19 protein-coding genes are annotated in these 21279 nt (G+C 39.3%); 14 read left to right on the forward strand and 5 right to left on the reverse strand.

Translation table 11 applies throughout. From position 1 onward, the window contains the following. The first annotated feature begins 4 nt into the window (after nucleotides 1-4). From CBM24_RS08480 to CBM24_RS08495, 4 genes are all read left to right on the forward strand, one after another. A complete protein-coding gene (locus tag CBM24_RS08480) occupies nucleotides 5-1507 on the forward strand; it encodes a hypothetical protein (protein WP_088160874.1) in 1503 nt (500 codons plus the stop codon). 484 nt (nucleotides 1508-1991) lie between these two features. After that, on the forward strand, nucleotides 1992-3224 hold the full coding sequence (locus tag CBM24_RS08485) for a tyrosine-type recombinase/integrase (RefSeq protein WP_070568339.1): 1233 nt from the start codon (nucleotides 1992-1994) through the stop codon (nucleotides 3222-3224). Next, nucleotides 3217-4221, forward strand: coding sequence for a tyrosine-type recombinase/integrase (locus CBM24_RS08490; protein ID WP_070568342.1), 1005 nt, complete (start codon nucleotides 3217-3219; stop codon nucleotides 4219-4221). The genes CBM24_RS08485 and CBM24_RS08490 overlap by 8 nt, the downstream gene beginning before the upstream one ends. Next, entirely contained in the window at nucleotides 4208-5236 is a 1029-nt protein-coding gene (locus tag CBM24_RS08495; protein WP_088159862.1) for a tyrosine-type recombinase/integrase, read from the forward strand. The genes CBM24_RS08490 and CBM24_RS08495 overlap by 14 nt, the downstream gene beginning before the upstream one ends. 70 nt (nucleotides 5237-5306) lie before the next feature. Here CBM24_RS08495 and istB read toward each other — a convergent pair whose 3' ends face one another. The 4 genes from istB to CBM24_RS08515 form a co-directional block, all read right to left on the reverse strand. Next, a complete protein-coding gene (gene istB / locus CBM24_RS08500; RefSeq protein ID WP_070568336.1) occupies nucleotides 5307-6023 on the reverse strand; it encodes an IS21-like element helper ATPase IstB in 717 nt (238 codons plus the stop codon). Between the two features lie 39 nt (nucleotides 6024-6062). Beyond that, on the reverse strand, nucleotides 6063-7640 hold the full coding sequence (gene istA / locus CBM24_RS08505; RefSeq protein ID WP_232475728.1) for an IS21 family transposase: 1578 nt from the start codon (nucleotides 7638-7640) through the stop codon (nucleotides 6063-6065). A 177-nt stretch (nucleotides 7641-7817) separates the two neighbouring features. Beyond that, nucleotides 7818-8333, reverse strand: a complete 516-nt coding sequence (locus CBM24_RS08510; protein ID WP_198386066.1) for a murein L,D-transpeptidase catalytic domain-containing protein — start codon at nucleotides 8331-8333, stop codon at nucleotides 7818-7820. Between the two features lie 61 nt (nucleotides 8334-8394). After that, the gene (locus tag CBM24_RS08515; RefSeq protein ID WP_075991789.1) at nucleotides 8395-9498 is read right to left on the reverse strand and encodes a DUF695 domain-containing protein; all 1104 of its coding nucleotides are present in this window, start codon (nucleotides 9496-9498) and stop codon (nucleotides 8395-8397) included. Nucleotides 9499-9731: 233 nt separating this feature from the next. Between CBM24_RS08515 and CBM24_RS08520 the strand changes: the two genes are divergently transcribed. The 10 genes from CBM24_RS08520 (at nucleotide 9732) to CBM24_RS08565 (ending at nucleotide 20269) form a co-directional block, all read left to right on the forward strand. Continuing rightward, nucleotides 9732-10238, forward strand: a complete 507-nt coding sequence (locus CBM24_RS08520) for a BON domain-containing protein (protein WP_088160876.1) — start codon at nucleotides 9732-9734, stop codon at nucleotides 10236-10238. A 12-nt stretch (nucleotides 10239-10250) separates the two neighbouring features. Further along, nucleotides 10251-10670, forward strand: a complete 420-nt coding sequence (locus CBM24_RS08525) for an SH3 domain-containing protein (RefSeq protein ID WP_046675658.1) — start codon at nucleotides 10251-10253, stop codon at nucleotides 10668-10670. 229 nt (nucleotides 10671-10899) lie between these two features. Beyond that, entirely contained in the window at nucleotides 10900-11739 is an 840-nt protein-coding gene (locus CBM24_RS08530) for a hypothetical protein (RefSeq protein ID WP_075991791.1), read from the forward strand. A 240-nt stretch (nucleotides 11740-11979) separates the two neighbouring features. Next, nucleotides 11980-13179 carry a tyrosine--tRNA ligase gene (gene tyrS, locus CBM24_RS08535; protein ID WP_088160877.1) on the forward strand — a complete coding sequence of 400 codons (1200 nt, stop codon included), beginning with the start codon at nucleotides 11980-11982 and terminating at the stop codon, nucleotides 13177-13179. A gap of 133 nt (nucleotides 13180-13312) precedes the next feature. Then, nucleotides 13313-15070, forward strand: a complete 1758-nt coding sequence (locus CBM24_RS08540) for an aromatic amino acid hydroxylase (protein WP_088160878.1) — start codon at nucleotides 13313-13315, stop codon at nucleotides 15068-15070. Nucleotides 15071-15151: 81 nt separating this feature from the next. Continuing rightward, a complete protein-coding gene (locus CBM24_RS08545; protein WP_088160879.1) occupies nucleotides 15152-15511 on the forward strand; it encodes an S-adenosylmethionine decarboxylase family protein in 360 nt (119 codons plus the stop codon). A gap of 3 nt (nucleotides 15512-15514) precedes the next feature. Then, nucleotides 15515-16933: a hypothetical protein gene (locus CBM24_RS08550; RefSeq protein WP_088160880.1), complete on the forward strand. Its 1419-nt coding sequence runs from the start codon at nucleotides 15515-15517 to the stop codon at nucleotides 16931-16933. A gap of 13 nt (nucleotides 16934-16946) precedes the next feature. Continuing rightward, nucleotides 16947-17165: a DUF350 domain-containing protein gene (locus CBM24_RS08555; protein ID WP_088163497.1), complete on the forward strand. Its 219-nt coding sequence runs from the start codon at nucleotides 16947-16949 to the stop codon at nucleotides 17163-17165. Then, nucleotides 17158-18675, forward strand: a complete 1518-nt coding sequence (locus CBM24_RS08560; protein ID WP_088160881.1) for a polyamine aminopropyltransferase — start codon at nucleotides 17158-17160, stop codon at nucleotides 18673-18675. The genes CBM24_RS08555 and CBM24_RS08560 overlap by 8 nt, the downstream gene beginning before the upstream one ends. Before the next feature lie 79 nt (nucleotides 18676-18754). Then, nucleotides 18755-20269: an FAD-dependent oxidoreductase gene (locus CBM24_RS08565; protein WP_232475729.1), complete on the forward strand. Its 1515-nt coding sequence runs from the start codon at nucleotides 18755-18757 to the stop codon at nucleotides 20267-20269. 106 nt (nucleotides 20270-20375) lie between these two features. Here the strand turns inward: CBM24_RS08565 and CBM24_RS08570 are convergent, their stop codons facing one another. Continuing rightward, a complete protein-coding gene (locus CBM24_RS08570; RefSeq protein ID WP_088160883.1) occupies nucleotides 20376-21275 on the reverse strand; it encodes a flavin reductase family protein in 900 nt (299 codons plus the stop codon). Between the last annotated feature and the right edge of the window lie 4 nt (nucleotides 21276-21279).

The raw sequence follows: 21279 nt of genomic DNA on the forward strand, positions 1-21279 counted from the left end.
AGCTATGGCGGACGCGATATCGGATCTATTATTATTATTGAATAAAGATGATATTAGGGATTTTAAAACCTTTTTGAAACAAAAGAATAAGCGAAATGATGTGAAAAATATCAAGTTACTTGAGATTATAGAAACTGATGATATAAATAAGCTAAAAAAGTTATATGATCCCATTAAAAACCGGGATGCTTATCACGCATTGAGGAAAAGGCTTCATGATAGTCTTTTGTTTTTTCTTTCAAATAAGGTTTTTGAACGAGACAACAATGAAGCCCACGAAGCGTTGAGATTATTTGTTGTGGGTCGTTTTCTATTGGAAAGTCAGTTCATTAAGATTGGATTCAAATGCCTTCAACGGGCTGAGGACAAGGCTCTAGTTCTGGAGCAGTTTAGTTTGCTGAACGAAATCTTGCAAATCAGACTACAATATGCACATTTAGATTTGAATGTCAATTTGGAATTGCTTATCGATCGTTTTACCGAAAATCAGCAAAAACTGCAGCAAGAAGCAAAATTTCAGATTGCTTATGCGCTATTGCGTTCAGCATTGCAGGATATTCATTTGAAAGCAAAAATAATTGATATCAATAAGTTGATTTTGCGTGTACTGCGTAAATACAGTATTTCTTTGGATGATCTCTTATCATTTAAATCACTCTATCAACTTCTGTATATCGCAAATGAGTATGCCGCAATACATCAAAACTATACACTGGTTCGTTCTTTTTTAAAAACAGCAGATAATTTTTTGATGAAGTATGATGAACAATCGGCGCATCAGCTATTTTACTATCTTCATATTTTGTATTATCTGGCCAATTTTAATTTGAGGAACGGATTCTTTAATGAGAGCATCGGGTATTTAGAGCGCTTGAATGAAGTTTTATCTCAAGGAAATACGGTTTTTCGAGTCCAGTTTCAGCTGCGGTGCCATTTGTTGATGGCATTGAATTTCCATTACCTTGGCGATGGAGTAAAAGGTCTTTCCGTGTTAAGGGCGGGGATTAAACAAGCCTCACTAAAATCAAGTGAGGTTGATCTTGCGGATCTACAGTTGTGTTTGGTGATGTTTTTAACGCAATTTGAAGATAAAACAGCATTGATTGAGCTTCGACAGTTGATTCGAACAGATGCTTGGTACGAGAAGAAAATGGGTATGTTGTGGACGATTCGGAAGAGTCTGCTTGAAATTCTGATCCATATTCAATTCGATCACATCGATTTGGCAACCTTGAAATTAAAAAGCTTTGTCGGTAGGTATAAAAAATACTTGCTGAATGTCAAGGAAAACAGAGTGATTGATTTTGCCAAATTGGTAGAGAAATATCTTTTAAATCCAGCAGTTATTCAAGGGAAATCCTTTCGGGCAGCTGTTCAAACTTTGGCGGAGGACAAAGAAAATAAAGATTTATTTATTATGGGATTTATTGCTTGGTTGAAAGCTCTTAGTGTATCTCAAAGTCCGTATCAGGTTTTATTGAACTTGATTAAAGAAAATAGCTGGTGATCAAAGAAGATAGCCGGTGATCAATAATAAAGGTGATCAATAATAAATATGTAAGACGATTTGTTTCTTTGAAGAGTCAATCAGGTTCTGTAGTCTTTTGTAGAATTCGACGTTTACCATAGGACAGCCTTCACTGAGACATATTGGATCTACTTGTTCATCGTAAGGCATGCGGTCATATTTGTGTAGAATGGATATAATGTTGAAGTTGACCCCTCCGCTGGACATACTGACCCCTCTAACAAGGCTTTTTTCAGTCCAACTGATGACCTGACAATATTACTTCTTTTTTCTTAGACTTTCGCCTTTATTATGGAAAGCTTTCCATAATAAGGGCTATGACAACAATATGGATATGTAAAGTCCATTATCAGATCTCTTCTCAAAATTCATTTATAGCCAATTATTAATACGACTACACATAATTGCTTTCCATAACGTTAGTGTTGCATATTACAATATATCAACATAAATAGTAAAAGTTATGGAAATTCAAAATCTTATTGAACGTACTAACCAACTTTTAAAAGAGGCCAGATATTCAGGCAGTCGTATCTACACCTATAATTGGTTGTGGAAGAAAGGCATCCTTGTTTATATGCACTCAAGAGGCTTGGTTGACTACGACGAAAACGTCGGCAACGAATATATGCTGACGTGCCGTGATGGTTTCAACGTTACATTCCATCATCGCGACCTTATTAAAAGTATTGAAGTGTTGACCCATGTTTTGTTGGATAGCAATCTGGGAGGGAGAAGACAGCATGTGGTACAACATCCCTTACGGGGTGACATCGGCGCCGCCGCTATTCAGTATCTTGAATACTTGAAATCCCTGGGCTTAAATGAGAAGAAGACACTTCAGCGTTACAGAAAAACAATGAGCAACTTTATAGAATATCTACTCGAACTGGGAATAGACAATCGTTCGGGAATAACCGAAGAAGATATAGTGAGGTATGTTGAGAGTCGCGAATATCAACAGAAGGAGTATATTGATACTACGCGCCGCTTTCTATTATTTCTCTTCCGCGAAAATATAATTGCAAAGGACTATTCCTATATGCTAAAATCACTTGGTAAAAAAATCAAGCGTGTAAAGGCCCCTTCGTTCTATGCTCCAGATGAAGTACAGAAGATAGAGACATCGATTTCCCGTTCAAGCAATATTGGAAAACGCAACTATGCTATGCTATTATTATGCTCCCGTCTAGGGCTGCGCGTCTCGGATATAGCCAATTTGAGTTTTAGCGACATAAATTGGGAAACCAATAAAATAACGCTTGTGCAATATAAGACCGGAAATCCATTGACACTTCCACTTTTACCTATAGTTGGTAATGCCATTATCGACTATGTTCGGTATGCACGCCCAAAATCCATGTCAGACAAAGTGTTTTTAAGTTGTCGTCCTCCATATGGGGCACTTAATGGAGGAGCGGTTCATGGAGCCATCTTAATTGTTTTTAAGTCTTCTGGAATCGAATTCGGGAACAGGCATCATGGAGGGCATGCATTGAGATTCAGTCTGGCGCAAAGAATGCTGGACAAATCCACGCCAATCTCAATTATATCGGAAACACTGGGTCACTCCGAAGCAGATACAACAAGAACCTATGTCCGGATAGACCTGTCACATATGCTGGGATGCGTACTAGATGTTCCGGAATCCAGCGATTGCTTTTATACGCAGAGAGGAGGGTGGTTCTATGACTGATCCATTTGACTATCGGGGAGTATTGGCTCCTTATATGAAAGCCCTGATCCGGATCAAAGAATCCTGTGGGTCCACCGTGCTATCAACCAAATGGACTTACAAAGAGTTTGACGAGTTCACCATAATATATGGTTTATCAAATCCAGTTATCACGAAAGATCTGATAGGTGCCTGGGCAAAGTCCAGGGAAAATGATTGTAGTAGAACATTCTATGGAAAATGCTCCCGTCTGGCCCAACTGGCGAAATACATGAATGAGCACGGGGTTAAATCATATATCATGCCTTTGCCAAAATGTACGAACGATCGTGGTTTTGTACCCTATATCTTCACTGAAGAGCAGATGCTGGCCATATTCCGGGAATCTGACGGGCTTCAGCGAGGAAGCCATCGAAAAGATGACCCAATTATATCCCTACCCTGTCTTTTTCGACTTTTATATAGTACAGGCCTAAGAATCACAGAAGCAACCTCGCTGCGAAACAAGGATGTGGATCCCGACAGGAATGTATTAAGGGTTGGCACTTGGGGCAATACTAAAAATGGAGAAGAACGCCTGGTTCCCATATGCAGCTCTTTAAAGGAGGCCCTTCTGAAATATTTACATTACAGGAGCATGCTCCCCGTAAAAGGCGTTACTGATAGCGAACGTCCATTCTTCATTAAATTGAATGGTACAGCCGTGTCTTCCGCCAACGCATACAACTGGTTCAAAAAGGTATATACGAAATGTGGAATTGCATATAAAGGTGAATGCTTTGGTCCTCGGGTGCATGATATAAGACACACCATGGCAACGCATTCTCTTGCAAAAATGATAAGAAAAGGGCTTGATGTGTACACTGCCCTTCCATTACTGGCTGCTTGTCTGGGACACAAGTCTCTTACATCCACCGAAGAATATGTGAGACTCACCTGCAACGAATATCCCGAACTATTGGAAATGTGTATTTCCCTCAATGAATTTATATATCCCCAAAAAGATGGCAACGAATAACATAGCAAAATATATCACAGGTTTCCTTGGTGTGTATCTTCCGCACGAGCGAAACGTCAGCCCCAATACCATATCCGCGTACCGCGATGGTTTTGTCTCCTTTTTTTCCTTCTTGAGGGATGAGAAACAGATAAAGATTGAAAATGCGATTTTGTCAGATATTAATAGGGATAATGTGGTTGAATATCTACGATGGCTGATTGAGCGGCAGGGAAACAGTATTGCGACGCGCAATAATAGATTGGCAGCGATACATTCCTTTGTAGCATATCTTCAGTATGATAGCATCGAATACCTGGATCAGTGGCAAAAAGTCCTGAAGATTGGAAATCTGAAAAAAGCACATCCTACCCCGGTATACTTTACAAAAGAAGGAATAAAGCTTCTACTTGAACAACCGGATAGTGCATCTTATCAAGGGCTGAGACACCTTACGGTCCTTGCTTTGATGTATGATACAGGTTGTCGGGTACAGGAACTGGCTGACCTGACGGTAGTGTCAATGCGAATACAGTATCAGCCATACTCGATCAAGGTATATGGAAAAGGAAGAAAAGTGAGAATAGTACCGCTTTCTGAGCATGTCGTCGTAATACTCAAGAAGTATATGGAAAGGTACAATGTTGACTACGAGATTGATATAAAAAGACCGATCTTTTGTAATAGCGCGGGGAATAAACTCACCAGAGCCGGTATAACTTATATCTTAAAGAAATATGCAGATATGGCCCGTATATACGATTCTAATCTTATTCCCGAGGTTACCAGTTGCCATCAGTTAAGGCATAGTCGCGCAATCCACCTGTTGCAATCTGGTGTAAATCTGGTTTGGATAAGGGATCTTTTGGGGCATACCTCGGTCCAGACCACAGAGATATATGCAAGGGCCGACTCAAAACAGAAAAGAGAGGCTATAGAACAGGCATCGGAATGCCTTACACCTAACCAGGTTACCGGAGAATGGATCGATAACAGTAACTTGATAACTTGGCTGAAAGGGCTGGGTAAGAAATAACGATTATGTAAAGTCCAAATGTAAAGCCGTAACGCAATGCTCTGTGAATCAATGTACCTTTCAATGGACTTTACATATCCATATTGTTGTCATAGCCTTTAAGTTCGATTCTGTAAGATCCATGGATCAGTCTATCGAGTATTGCGTCTGCAATTGTATCTTCACCGATTACATCATACCAGCTGGCCACAGGTAACTGACTGGCAATTATTGTCGAGGCCTTAGCGTGTCTATCTTCAATTATTTCCATCAGATCCAGCCTTTGCTGCTGGTCTAGATTTACCAGGCCGAAGTCATCGACAATAAGTAGGTCTGCTTTTGATATCCTGTCCATCAGCTTGTGCAGTGTACCTTCAAGGCGGGCCATTTTAGTCTTTAGAAGTAGTTTTTGCAGGTTAAAGTACAGGACTTTATACCCCTGTGCGCAGGCATGATGGCCCAATGCTGAAGAGAGGAAGCTCTTCCCACAGCCCGTAGCACCGCTGATGAGTATCGGATCTCCTTTTTTGATGTACTCGCCGGTAGCCAGCGTAGTGATCAATCCCTTGTCCAAACCTCTGGTAGCGACCATGTTTATTTCCTCTATGGAAGCCTGATAGCGGAACCCGGCATTCTGTTTGAGACGCTCAAACCTTTTTTCATCCCGTTCATCTGATTCTGCCTGCAGCAATAGGGACAGTCCTTCGGAAAGGGTGAGTTCTGTACTGCGGCGGGTTTCATTCAATGCTTTCCAGTTACGCTCCATACCATGTAAGCGCAACGCTCTCATCTGTGTTTCAATATTCATCTTATTTTATTATTTGTTTATTTTATTCTATTCTATTCATCACTGTATTGCGGATCCATCGTTTGACTGATCAAACAGTGTCGGCTGGCTGCCTGCATAATACCCTCTTCCCCTGATATTGGCATGCTCTGGCAGGGAGCTTTTTACGGAAGTTTCCTGCTGACTGTTTGCTGTTCCATTTTCAAGTACATTCCTAAAGTAGTAGTAGGTATATAGCTTATTTTTTAGTACGTAACTACATGCTTTGTCAAACTGTTCTGCCGGGAAGTCCCGTTTTAGCCTGAACAGTCCGTCACAGGTACGGAATAACTGCTCGGGATAATGCGCCCGCTCAAAGAGTATCTCCAGAAGTCTGGCGAACTCCGCAGAGTGTGCTTTTGCCCTTGTTAGGTACGTTTCATGCGAGCGGTTCTTATACGCCTGATGTTCGGACTTTAAATGTGTCGCCAGAGTGGTGTACGCATTTTCCCTGTAACTGCGTATGTGCGAGGCAATCTGTTTGCCCCGACAATAGATCCAGAGCATATTGCGTGTGTAAATGATCTTTACCTTTGTTCCGATATAAGCGAAGGGTACGCTGTAATAGTGTTTATTGCGCTGCAGGTAGATATGTCCGTTATCTCCAACTTTGAGTTCAGCGTAGCTCTTCAGCTCGAAGCGTTCTTTGGGAAGTTCGCCCAATGTTGATTTTTCGGAACTTAAGAACCGCTCTTCCCGGCAGTATGGCTTTTGCTGCATCCGGGTCTGGTTGTGCTTTAACATACAGACCTTTATGGCTTCATTGAGCGTATGGATATCAAAGAACTGCCTGTTTCTCAGTGGTGCAAAAACACGGGTATAGATCATTTTTACCTGATTTTCTACCAATGATTTGTCTTTTGGGCGGCCTGCACGTGCTGGAACCACAGCTGTGCCGTAGTGATTGGCAAAGTCTTCCATGGACTGGTTCAGGACCGGCTCATATTTATCGGCCTTGATGACCGCTGCTTTGAGATTGTCGGGGACAATGGCCTTTGGTACACCGCCAAGAGACTCCAGGCAGCTGCTCAGTGCATAAAAAAAGTCAGGGGTCTGCTGAGATGGTACAGCGATTGCAAACGCATAGTCTGAAAAGGGCAGGCAGGCCACAAATACTTCACAAGCGACCAGCTCCCCAGTGGACCTGTCAATATAATGGAGCTTTTTTCCGGAAAAGTCAATATATAATTTATCGCCGGCGGTATGTTCAAGCACCATGCTGCCCTTGCGCGAGACAAGCTGTTGCCTTAAATGATAGTTGAACTGTGGATAGCTATAACCGGTGGGATCACTTTCTATATATTCCTGCCAGAGCAGCAGCTTGGTAACTCCGGTACGCTTAAGTTCTTTTTCATAATAGTCAAGACGGCTTTTTAGGTACTCAAACTTGTCTGCCTTGTAAGCAGGATTCCCTGCGTAGAACGACTTTTCCAACAGGGGGTCCTCCTGTTTAAGAAGTTCTTCCGTATTGAAACCGCCGTCGGCCATCTTTTTGAGATAGGACTTCACCGTATTCTTGCTCATACCAAGGATGCGGGCGATTGTTTTTATCCCGCTACCGCTCTGGTACAATCTGATTAATTGCTTTATCTGACTCATTCGTTTTGGTTTTCCAGCCATCAGTGATCCGAATTGTTTGATCACTAAGTAACAAAAACTACTTGCTAAGGGGTCAGCATGCTCCAGCGCAATGAACTGAAAAAATAAATTAGGGGGTCAACATCAGCCAGTATGGCAGTTGAATAACAGCTTTAAACGCACTACGCATCCCTAATTCTAATTCAATTTTGAGGGGTCAGCTTGTTCAAGTATATCCAGTAGAACGATGTTTCTAGCATATGCATTGCTATTGGAGCTATCTAAGCCATATAATTTATATGCTTTTCCAAATTTACCGTTATACGAGCTGCCGATAGCGTAACTACCTAGCGATGTCGCATGAGAGTTATCTGTATTGCTAAATTGCAAAAGATTCTTTTTTCCGGTTTCGGAGCCGGATCCATGTGCCACTAGCCCTTGATCTAGAATCCGATCTGTTTTTAGATCTACGACAAAAAAACGATTTCTTCCCGAGGGTCTTTTCATATCCAAGAGAAAGGATATGTCACTATTATACTTTTTGTTGTTTATGATGCGTTTTTTTACGTTCTTTATTGCCATCGTATAGCGAAAGGCGTCTGAAGGAGTATTTTCTTCCCTATCAACAACTGCTAAAAGCGTGTTTTTTTGAATGGTTTTGTATGTGATAAGGCCAATTCCGAGGATAATAACCAAAAGAATGATTTTATTCATGTAAATAAAGCATATTTTATAAAGTACTTTTATTGAATCTTATGTCTGCTGTTCGAGAGACCTATTCTATTTGTTTATAAAATCGTTCGAAGGTTTTCCAGTATTTATCTTTGTAGATGCTATAATCAATTTGGAGATTGTCCCTGTATTCTTCGATTAATCGATCAATCGTTCGTGAGGCTTTTCGAAATTCTGTACAAGCCAAGTAAATTTCCCTGAGGTTATCGGCAGTTTCTCTTCCGATATTAAGAAATCCAATATCATTTGGAAGACTGTCCATTAATTCTTCTTCAAATTTATCCATTAAATCGTAAGTCTCCTGATCGGGCATGCCATTAGTTGCTGTTCCGTCATAATTAATCTTTAATGTAACTATCCAAGGGTGAGAAGCTTTTCCGTCCCAGTCTAATAACGTCGTATTGATGATGGCAAAGATAGGTAAGTCGTTCTCCAGGATACCCTCAAAAGCAGTGTATGTGTCATCTGCGGCCCGGTGCCTAACGTCGGTATATTTTTCCACAAATTCCTTTTCCCGCCAGATCAAATAGTCTTTTAATTTAAGTAGAGGAATCAGCTCTTCTGTTGCAAGCTCTTTTGAGGTTACATTCAAGTTGTCTATGGCTATGATCGAGTTCAATTCACCAATGTAATTGTCTAGAAATATTTCTATCCCATGGGAAATATTGGCTTTGTTCTCTTCCGTAAAATCGGGGTGAACAATAACAATATCGACTTCATCCGGATGGTATTTGTGTTGAATGGGGTAAAAAAACATATCCTTGATGTCAAAAGTGAATCCATACATCGTGATTTTGAATTTTTCCATATCCGCAATAGCGGGTTTTAATGCAGTAAATTTCCAATGTGCTAATGCTGGAGCAGAAGCAATCAGATGCTCTACGAACGCAACGTTTTTGATGACACCATCTGGGGTAACTACAAGTTCTGCAGTGTCATCATCGTACATTCCCGTTAAGAAATACAGTTCCTTACGAAGAGCATCGATCTTCGGCGAAAGTTTGCTGAAAAAATTCTGATCAATTTGTTCTCCAGTCTTGACGATTTGAAAAAATGCGTGTTCGTTTTTTGTAAACCAATCCCAAAAATCCGCTATACTGTCCTTTTTATTTTCTTTTTTACCAAAAATATTGTTCAAAAATCCCATAATTAATAGCTGTTTGATTGAATCATCAAAGTGCGTATCTGTTACTTAAAGCGTTTTTATAACCACAGAGGATTAAATGATCCGAATGAAATAATCATGAATACCTCTGTTCCTAAATTTAATTATATAATTATAATCCGGCAAGGGAATTTAAGTTTAAAAATAATTGGACAAACAATTGCGTATGGAGTTTGTTAGGATTATTGTTGGAATTATAAATTAAAATTGGTCTTATGAAATTTAGCAAATTAACATTTTGTCTATTGGCAACTACAGTTGTGCTTTCCTTTACGGCTTGCAAATCAGGTTTATCTGATGAGAAGTTGGAAGAAAAGATCGAAAATGCACTTACCGGTCGTAAAACCGTGGACGTCGACGTTAAAAAAGGGGAAGTTATCTTAAGTGGCACGGTTGCTTCCGAAGAAGAAAAGCAACAAGTGGAGTCTATTGCTAAAACAGCAGGCGATAAGGACATCAAGTCTATTCAAAACAATATTATCGTTAGCGCCCCAGTGTCGTCGACTCCAGCTCCTATTGAGGTATCCAATAATGATGCGGTGCTTGGAGCAGCAGTGAATACGTTTATGAAGGATTTTCCTACGGTACAGGCAAGTGTAAAGGATGGTGTGATCGCTGTTACAGGTACTTTGGAGCAGCCTAAGATAATCACCTTAAAACAAGGTTTGGATAACTTAAATCCAAAAAAAGTGGATCTAAGCGGTATTGTTGTCAAAAAATAAAATAGTGAAGTTATGTCATTGCAGGAAAAATATAAGGTTCTTTTAGATACGGCACAGTCTTCAGGTGTAAATGACCTGAACTACGCCGAAATGGATGGAGTATTGCAAATTCGTGGTACAGCACCAACAGCAGATGTGAAAAATAAGCTCTGGGAAATCTACGGTAATATAGATCCTAATTTCCAAACTGGAGATGTGGTCTTAAATGTAGATGTGGCAACGGAAGTGCCCGGAAGCCAGGTGAAAGTTATAACAGAAAATAGCAATTTGAATATTAGAAAAGGCCCTGGTACAGACCAGCCTATCGTGGGAAAAGCTGCTAAAGGAGAAATCATCACATTGATTAGTAAGGCTAATGATCAATGGTGGTTGGTCAGAACCAAAGATAATGAAGAAGGGTATTGTTATGCACAATATTTAGAGTCTGTTTAGTTCTCGAATGTTATTTGCATGATGGGTACCAGTACCAATTGGCTTTGAAAAAAGGGGAGTTATTGATAAATAACTCCCCTTTTTTCATTTCACGATTAAGCTTGTCTGTTCTGTAATATGGAGGTACTACAGCATCTATCGTATTGGGGAATTATTTGGAAAATCAACCGAATTTTAATTTTTTGGTGTAATAATTGTATTACTATGATTGCAACAATTTTATTACATTATGTCGAAATCACGTTTTATCATATCATTATGCTTGTGTTTAGCTGTTCAGTTGGGAGTTGCGCAAGAGTATGTTCGCTTGGACAAAGATCGTTATCAATTGCATTTGTCAGAATATCCAAAGGATACAATCCGGGTACTTGAAAAAGGTAAAGAAACGAAGTTGAAACAGGGTAAATATATTCTGCAAAAGAATCAATTTATGGGACTTTCCAATGCATTTATTACGATTAATCAGGATGGCATCGTCGATGGTGATTTTAAAATTGAAAAAGATGGGCGTACCGGTGATGTTATCGTAAGACATGGTGTATTGCAGCAAATGACTGTGAAATCTGCTGCATTGCCAGACTTTCAATATACCATAACGGATAGTTCAAGTGTGCAGCGCAATTTTAAGAATGGGAAAATCAGTCAGGAAAAAACGGTATTCTACCGAGCTGCAAATAGTGGTAAAAAAGTGACAAAAGTCTTCTTTGATAATTACTATACGGTTGAGAATGATTTTGACCATACCCGAGCTGACTACCGATTAGACAATACCTTAATGTACAGCGCCAAATTGAATTGTGGTGGGCAGATACAGGAATCAAAGTCATTTGATGCCAATGGTCAATTACTAAAACATACCTATCGGAAAGCTAAAATTGATTACACTGATCTGTATCAGAATAATAATCTCGTTGAGCGGAAATATAACCTTAATAACTGCTTTTACCATGAGTATTTTAAGAATTCATTGTTAGTGCAAAAGGTCGTGGAGAAAAAGGATAAAGGGAATACAGAAAAGTATGTTTATAATGGAGCCGGAAAATTGATAAATAAAAATACCGGCGGATAATTTAAAAATGCATCTTGAATCAAGTATGGATGCCAATATTTTTGCATTTTAAAAATATAGCACTACCTTTGTCAAGCAATGAAGAAAATGAACAACATATTACGTCTTCCATTTTTCTTTAATTATTATCGCCCGATAATCGTTCGGGACCCCTATGCCTATTAAATTAAGAAATTCAAATTATTATTTATAGCTAAGCCCGAACATAACGTTCGGGCTTTTTTTATTTTATATAACATCATGTTAAAAGAGTTAGAAGAAAATATCGAAATTATTTTACCGAAGGAGGGGCTTGCATCGAAGTTGAAGGAGTCTGAAGAAAAGAACCGACCATTGATTATAAAACTTGGTTTTGATCCAACAGCACCGGATCTTCATTTAGGGCACGCTGTAGTGTTAAAGAAACTACGCCAGTTTCAGCAGCTGGGGCACGAAGTCGTGATTCTCGTTGGTAGTTTTACAGCTCGGATCGGTGATCCTACAGGAAAAAATAAAGCCCGTAAACCTTTATGTCAGGATGCGATAGCGCACAATGCGGCAACTTACATTGCGCAACTGTCTAAAATTATTGATGTATCAAAAGCGAAAGTTGTTTTTAATGGAGACTGGTTGGATCAACTAAATTTTACAGAAATTATCCAGCTGGTATCGAAAGTCACTGTCGCTCAATTGATGCAACGGCATGATTTTAATAAGCGTTTTAACGAAAACCAATCAATAGCCATGCATGAATTGCTTTACCCGATATTGCAGGGCTTTGACTCCGTACATGTCAATAGTGATATCGAAATGGGCGGAACGGACCAACTGTTCAATTGCGCGATGGGCCGGCAGCTACAGGAATCTTTTGGACAGGATCCACAAATAGTACTGTGTATGCCGTTGTTGCGCGGGCTGGACGGAAAAGAAAAAATGAGCAAATCATTAAACAATACGATCGGTCTTTTGGATGAACCGAATGAAATGTTTGGTAAAACCATGTCTATTCCTGATCATTTAATTCCAGAATATATTGACTTGACAACTGATTTCAATCAGGAAACCAAACTTGGCATGAAGACCCGTATTGAAATGGGCGAAAATCCAATGGAAATTAAGAAACTTATTGCACATAATCTAGTTGCTCAATACCATGGCGAAGAGTTTGCGACCAGTGCGGTTAATTTTTTTGTTAAGCAATTTCAGAGCAAGAAATTAGAAGAAAAGGCTTTTGAGGAGGTGTCGGGTCAAGTATTGCGCGAACAGTTTGGTGAACAGATTAAACTGGTCGATCTATGTCATTTCCTAAAGGGAGCAACAAAGTCAGCGATGCGAAGATTGATTATAGGCGGTGCAGTGCAGATCGATTCAATAAAACAGCTGAATCCGGAGCTGATGCTTGATTTGAATACTTGTTTTAAAATTAAATTAGGTAAAAGGGCTTATTTTAGAGTTATCTAGTAAGGTTTGTGAGGGTATACTTTTTTAATGTTTTGCTAAAAGTAGTAAAATAACATCGTGGTCCTTTCTTAAACCATAAATAATTTCTACCTTCATATAGGAGTCTCATACTTTATTTTCATACCAATTATAGATGGAAACATATAATAATATTGTTTTGGAGCGGTTGCCCAAACATTTGAAACGCTATGTAGTAGCCCAACGATATGAACGTTATACCGCGCTGGATCAAGCATTGTGGCGTTATGTCATGCGTCAGAATTATTCTTTCTTGAAAGATGTAGCCTACTACCCTTATATTCCGGGATTGAAGAAAGCAGGATTATCCATCGCGACCATCCCGAACCTACAGGACATGAACGATAGTCTAAAATTAATTGGCTGGGGGGCTGTGACTGTGGATGGATTTATTCCGCCGGCTGCTTTTATGGAATTTCAGGCGCACCGCGTACTAGTTATTGCTGCAGACATACGTCAATTGGAACATATCGAATATACACCGGCACCAGATATTATTCACGAATCTTCAGGACATGCGCCTATAATCGGTGAGCCAGATTATGCTGCATATTTGCAGTACTTTGGGGAGGTTGGTACGAAAGCACTTTCTTCGGGCAAAGATTTTGAACTCTACGAAGCTATTCGCCACCTATCTATTTTAAAAGAACACGCTACAACAACGGCGGCTGAGTTGGCGGAAGCAGAGAAAAATTTGCAGATCATTCAAGATAATATGGGCGAGCCTTCGGAGATGGCATTGTTGAGCAGGTTACATTGGTGGACTGTGGAATATGGACTTATTGGAGATCTTCATAACCCCAAAATTTATGGAGCTGGTTTACTGTCTTCCATTGGAGAAAGCGCAAGCTGTATGCAGGAGGATGTGCCCAAGTTGGCGTATGGTTTAAATGCAATCGAATATCCTTATGATATTACCAAACCACAACCACAGCTATTTGTTACACCGGATTTTGAACACCTAAAGCTCGTATTGGATAAATTTGCTGATACCATGGCTTTTCGCGTAGGGGGCAAACAGAGCCTTGACAAGGCAATAGACTGTAAAGCTGTTTGCACTGTGGAATATAGTTCCGGTTTGCAGGTGTCGGGCGTTTTTAAGTTGGCCAACGCGGATAAAAATCTTTCTTATATTCAAACACAAGGACCTACAGCTTTGGCTGTAGCAGGTAAACAGCTTGAAGGGCACGGTATAATTTATCATAGCGAAGGGTTTGGCTCTCCAGTAGGACACTTGCGTGGTGCAGATCATAACTTAGCCGATTTTGATGAAGCAACATTGATTCAATATGGTATAGTGGAAGGGCAGCAGTGTTCGTTAAACTTTGCTTCAGGGATTATTGTATCGGGAATTGTTCAAAAGATTGTACGTCAATTTGGCAAGATTGTTTTGATTTCATTTATAGGATGTGAGGTATATCGTAGCGATAGGGAAGAGGTATATTTTAAACCTGAATGGGGAACATACGATATGGCTGTCGGAGCGGAAATAGTATCTGTATTTGCAGGCGCTGCAGATAAAGATGCCTATGATGCGCTGGAAGAGCATTTGGATCAGGATCTATCTACAATATCTACCGAGACGGAAGATGTAAAACTAGTGAATTGTCATGCTGCGATACGGAATTTGCGGGACAACGGTTTTGATCAGAAAGTATGGCTGGAGATTTTCAGTCAATTGGGACCGGAAAATGCAGATCATTGGTTAGGTTTGGTTGAATTATTTGAAATTGCCCGGACTAATGATGGAGGGGAATTAACTACTCAGGCCGAACAGAGGCTCTTGGAATTTATTATCCGATATCCAAATTTGAAAAAACTGATTGATGATGGGTTACGTGTTGCTAAGGAGGAAGATTTAAATAACCACTAGGTTAGATGATCGTGGATTATTATCGTAAATCATGTAAAACTTTCTATATTTGCGGAAACAAAATTAACCGCATTATTTTTGATGAATGATAAGTATACTCCAGGGAGACACTTGCTTTTGACTTTGCAAGTTGAGGACGTATTGTTATTAACTAGTTTGGATCCATTTTTGGAGTTTACGAAAGATCAGATTAAGGTCAATCATTTAAACATTGTTGGCACTTCGACGCATACTTTTCAGGGGGGAGGATTTACAGCTGCAATTTGCTTAATGGAATCACATATATGTATCCATACGTGGCCTGAGTTTGGACAACTCACATTGGATATTTATTTGTGCAACTATCTGAAAGATAATAGTGATAAAGTCTTTCGATTAGGCAGTCTTTTCAAGGACTATTTTAATGCCATTGTTATTAACGAAACAGTCGTAGATAGATAGTATATGGAAGTTGTTTGTGCTGACTGTGGCCATGTTCATAAATTTATTGTGGATGTATCTGATTTCTCTGGTTTTGTATGTGTCAACTGCCATAGTTATTTTAAAGGAACAACACTGGCGACGCTGACGTTTGTCAAAAAGTTTGAAGTTCCCAAAATCTTGCAATGGGCTAAATTGAATGAATCCATTCAATTTAAACGGATGAATTATAGGATTATAACCAAAATTCTTAGACTTACAACAACAGGGGCTTATGGCAATGAATATGTAGGATTAAATAATGGTAATAAAAATCCGATTTATTTAGCCGATGGTGTTGATTACACAAGTGTTCTACATGCTATTTCTAAGAAAAAGGTGATCGTTACCCCCGATAGCGTTTGTAAATTCGAGAGAGGAAATTATGATTTAACATATACAGATCGCCAGCGCGTCATCTATGCCGAAGGTTTTGTGTTTGAAGATTTAGATACTGAATCTACTGTCAAGACCTATATTCGAACGATAGATGAAGATCGTTTTATTTCAGAAGAGTTTATAGACGATGATATCGAATACTATCAAGGTTCTTATATTGACGAGAAGTCATACTTTAGTCTATTTGATTTTTATAAAGATTATAAATTCACAAGTGACCTTGTAGGGCGAAAGTTTGAGAAACTTGGGGTTATTTTGGTCTTATTAATAGCGTCCATCTTTCTTGCATTAAATTTTAAACAGATCGGAAGTGATGTCTATACTTTTGATGAGACGTTTAAGGTCAAGAAAGCCAGTAGCGAATTTATAGGGACGTCTTTTGAACTAAAAGGAGAGGTTTCAAAAACATTGCTGCTTGAAGGTATATCTGAAGCTAAAAATTATCCTCTTTTTCTGGAGATTAAGCTGGTAAATGAAAAAACAAATGCGGTGATCCAAACAAATTCTTTTGTACATGAAGATAATGATATTAATTATGCGCGAGGATTGACCGTAGATTTTTGTCGTGTGGAGCCTGGTATCTATCATCTTGTTTTTGTAACGTCGTTATCCAATGCTTCCCGAGATATGGCGCTTGATGTTGAGCTCTCTGAGGATTATAAATTAACCTATGGAGGTACAAGCTACCTTCTTTTCATCTCCTTTTTGGTAGGAGCGATTATTTTACTGTGGGTCTACCGCTATTGGTCCTCAGAATTAAAAAATAAAGATTTTTTTATAAGACTTGATCACGTAAATCTTTTTAGTATTTTAAAATTTAGAGGTTTAGGGTTTGTTTTGTTCATTTTTGTTGCCACATTTATTGTAATAACAGTCCTTGTTAATTCGTCGACCAGTTGTAAAACAACAATCAGCACAAATACATTGGAGGATCATACCTATACGGGTTCTAGGGGACATTACTACCGATCATACTATGATGAAGACGGTTCTGGTCATAAATAAAAACAATATAAACATGAATTACGAATTATTTTATAAAGGAGTAGCAGCTTCATTAATCTACTCAATTGTAGGGATAGCTGTATTGTTGTTGGCTTATTGGGTTATTGAGCGTTTAACCCCGGAAAAATCCTGGCAGGAAATTGTACAGAACAAAAATATGGCCTTGGCGATTGTTTTTGCTGCATTTATTTTAGGGATCTCTATAATTATAGCTGCAGCAATACATGGGTAAGAGAAATAATCTGCCCATATTTCTTTTATTGGCAGTTTTTATCATCGCTACTTGTGGTCTGATCTATGAGTTGGTTGCTGGCGCATTGGCGAGTTACCTATTGGGAGATTCTGTTAAGCAGTTTTCATTTATAATTGGTACATACCTGTTTTCAATGGGGGTGGGATCGTTTTTGGCAAAGTATATTACCAAAAATTTATTTGATCGATTTATCGATATAGAATTGATGATCGGACTTATTGGTGGTTGCAGTTCTGTCGTTTTGTTTTTGATGTTCCAGCAGATCGAACATTTTCAGTTTGTGCTCTATTTCTTCGTGTTTCTGACAGGCTGCCTCTGTGGAATGGAAATCCCGCTGTTAATGAATATTTTGAAGGATAGAATACAGTTTAGAGATTTAGTTTCCAATGTTTTTGCCTTCGATTACATTGGAGCTTTGATCGCTTCGGTTTTATTTCCTATACTGCTTATCCCAAAGCTTGGCGTTATGGGTACATCGTTATTTTTTGGTATTATCAATATCTTGGTTGGTGTATTTTTATCGTTCTACCTTTCAAAAAAATTGAAAAATCCAATTTGGATAAAGATGAAATCTGTTTCTTGTTTGGTATTGCTATCCATAGTTTTTTTTTATTCAGATGATCTGTTGAAGTATTCCGAAAGCCAATTATATGGGAATAATATTATTTACAAACATTCTACGCCCTATCAGCGTATAGTCTTGACAGAAAATAGAGGTGATTATCAGTTGTTCCTAAACAATAATCTACAATTTAACACAAAAGATGAATATCGTTATCATGAAGTATTGGTGCATCCAGCCATGTCCATGGCTAAAGATATTTCCAATGTTTTAGTTTTTGGAGGAGGGGATGGGCTTGCTGTAAGGGAAATCTTAAAATATCCTGAAGTAAAAAAGGTAACGTTGGTCGATTTAGATGAAGGAATGACAAGATTATTTAAGACGAATGAGCTGTTGGTTCGGTATAATCAAGGTTCGCTAAACGATCCTCGGGTAACTGTCATCAATCAGGATGCTTTTATATGGGCCAAGTCGGCAAAGGATAAATATGATGTCATGATTATTGATTTTCCAGATCCTTCTAATTATAGTTTAGGGAAATTGTTCACCAACAGCTTCTATCAAACTTTGGCAGCTCTAATGACAGATAACACCATGGTTTCGGTACAGACAACTTCGCCCTATTTCGCTCCCAAATCTTATTGGTGTATACATGAGACCATCGGTTCGGTTTTTCCGAATAATATTGCATACCATACTTATGTACCGTCATTTGGAGAATGGGGTTTTTGTTTATTCTCTATGAATATGCAGCAACGCTTTACTCAATTACGTCGCCGTGTAGATAAAGTTCGTTATTATAATTATAAGTTTGAAGAATTGACAAATTTTCCAGCTGATATGCGTACAACGGAAAAGGTAGAAATAAATCGATTGGATAATCAAATTTTAGTGCGGTATTTTGATGAGGAATGGGGTAAAATCTAATCAATCAAGGCGAGGATTTCTCAAAGCGACAGTTTTATTGGCACTCGGTGCTCAATTTTTACAGGCCTGTCGAACGAAAGTGAACCATATTTTTCTGCAGCTAACAGGAACCAATCATATTTTGGGGCACCGGCTTCGATTTCCGGATTTCCCCGCTTCGACCGAAGTAATAGAAGTACCCATCCTGATTGTGGGTGGCGGCATAGCAGGGCTTTCAGCTGCTTACCGTCTACAACAGAAGGGCTATTCTGATTTCATCCTTTTGGATTTAGAAGATGAGGTTGGAGAAAATGCCCGGAATGGTCAGAATGCACATAGTGCTTATCCTTTGGGCGCACATTATCTTCCTATTCCCAATGCCTCCAATAGGGAACTGCTTCAATTTTTGGAAGAATCGGGAATTATAAAAGAATGGACTAGCACAGGCAAGCCCATTTTTGATGAAGAACAGCTTTCGTTTGCACCGCATGAAAGACTGTTTATTCATAATGTATGGCAGGAGGGAATTGTACCCAGCTATGGGATTTCGGATGCTGAATCCGCAGAACTTGCGCGGTTCTTTCGGCAAATGCAAGATTTCAAAAAGTTGAAAGGCGCCGATGGTAAATATGTATTTGATATTCCCATGCGTAATGCTTCACAGACCCATGATCGAACAGTTCTTGACGGGCAGGATATGCTATCTTGGCTGAAAAGTCAGGGATATCATACCGAAGCTCTTCTAGAATATGTAAATTATTGTTGCCGAGATGACTATGGTACTGGAATAAAGTGTACTTCTGCATTTGCAGGGATACATTATTTTGCAAGTCGCAAACACGATTGGGACGACTATCAGGATCTGGTGTTGACTTGGCAAGAGGGAAATGGGCGGCTGGCCTCTCATCTCAAAAAATATGTCAAAGGAAAAGTCTTGAATAAGAATATGGCCTTTCGGATTGACTTCAAAGCCGAGAAAGTAGAAGTTTCTGTATATGACGTAGCTAAAGCAATTACGAAAGTTATAAAAGCAGACCGTATTATAAATTGCTGTCCCCAATTCGTCAATCAGTATTTGTTACCGAATAGAACTTCAATAACTAGGGAATTTCATTATGCGCCCTGGATTGTAGCCACTATTGTCTTGCGTCGCTTTCCTTTTGCTGATGGTGTACCTCTTTCTTGGGAGAATATCATCTATAAGGGGCATGGTTTAGGATACGTTTACGATCAGCATCAAAGCTTAAAGCAATTCAATAGTCCATTTGTAATTAGTTATTATCACAGTTTAGGAGATGGCGATTTAAAACAAAATCGAAAGCAGTTATTTGCTTGGACGGATCAACAATGGAAGAGCTTTATTTTAACTGATCTTGAAAAAGCTCACTATGGAATAGAGAAGGAGATTATTAGTATGGAAATATTTAGACATGGGCATGGTATGATTAGCCCAGTCAAGGGATTTTTGACTTCACAAGCGCGTACTGAACTAGCAAAATCGATTGGGGACAAAGTATACTTTGCACACTCCGATTTAAGCGGTATTTCGATTTTTGAGGAAGCTTTTTATCAAGGTTTAGATGCCGTAGATCAGCTGATTGCCGATCTTAGCTAAGTGCGCGTTGTTACAAAGCTAACGGTCTGGTTAAGTTTTCACTTTCCATATACTTAGTGCAGCACAAGGAAAGTGAAAGAGATTTATATGCTAAGATACTTTAATACTAGCCCCTTAATAAAATTTGCCAGGCTTCATCAAGTTTGCCCGCATCTAATAGTTGGGCAGCATATTCGTGAATTTTTTGTGTGAACTTTGATGGGCTGTCTTCAAAGTTTAGCTTCAGATAGTTGAAGTACTTATCTTCTTGCTGCGGGTCTTTTAATGTTGGTCGTGTTTCTACATTAGCCAGCAACCCCAGGTGATTTCCGGTTAATACATTCGAAAATCTAATTTTTTCTGGAAGTTGGTCTATGCCAATTCCCAGGCTACGGAGGGGCTTCGGGACAATAAATAAGTTTTCGTCGGTTACACGACAATACCAATCACCACCGAGCCGGGCTACCAGATCCAAATCTTTTTGTTGAATGGTATTGTTCTTGCCCAACAAGTGTTTATGGACATGCATATAGAGGATCTCGGCGATAACGAGATTTCCAGCTCCTGGCTCATCGCTTAATGCGATAATCTCTCTGACCCGACATTCCAGCTGGACTGGGGATTCGGCTACACGAGGTGGTGCGACTCGAATAGAGGGAATGGGCGTAAAACCCGACTTATCAAATTCATTTATTTCCTTGCCATATTCGGTACTGGCAAGTGATTGTTGCTGGACCATATCGTAGTTAACAATATTGATGACAACTTCATTAACCTCCTGTATATTATCCAATGTATGTTTGGTACTACCATCACGCATGCGTCGCAATGGAGAGAAAACACAGATTGGCGGCTGATGGGACATCAGGTTAAAATAGCTGAAGGGGCTTAAATTTATGTTTCCATTGCTATCGATCGTGCTTGCAAAGCAAATTGGCCGCGGTGCAACAGCATACTTAATTAAATTATCTATAATAGCTTTGTCTTTAACAGATTCAAAGGTGATGGTTTCAAAGGAAGAGGTCATATCC

Source organism: Sphingobacterium sp. G1-14 (genome assembly GCF_002196555.1).
GTDB lineage: Bacteria > Bacteroidota > Bacteroidia > Sphingobacteriales > Sphingobacteriaceae > Sphingobacterium > Sphingobacterium siyangense.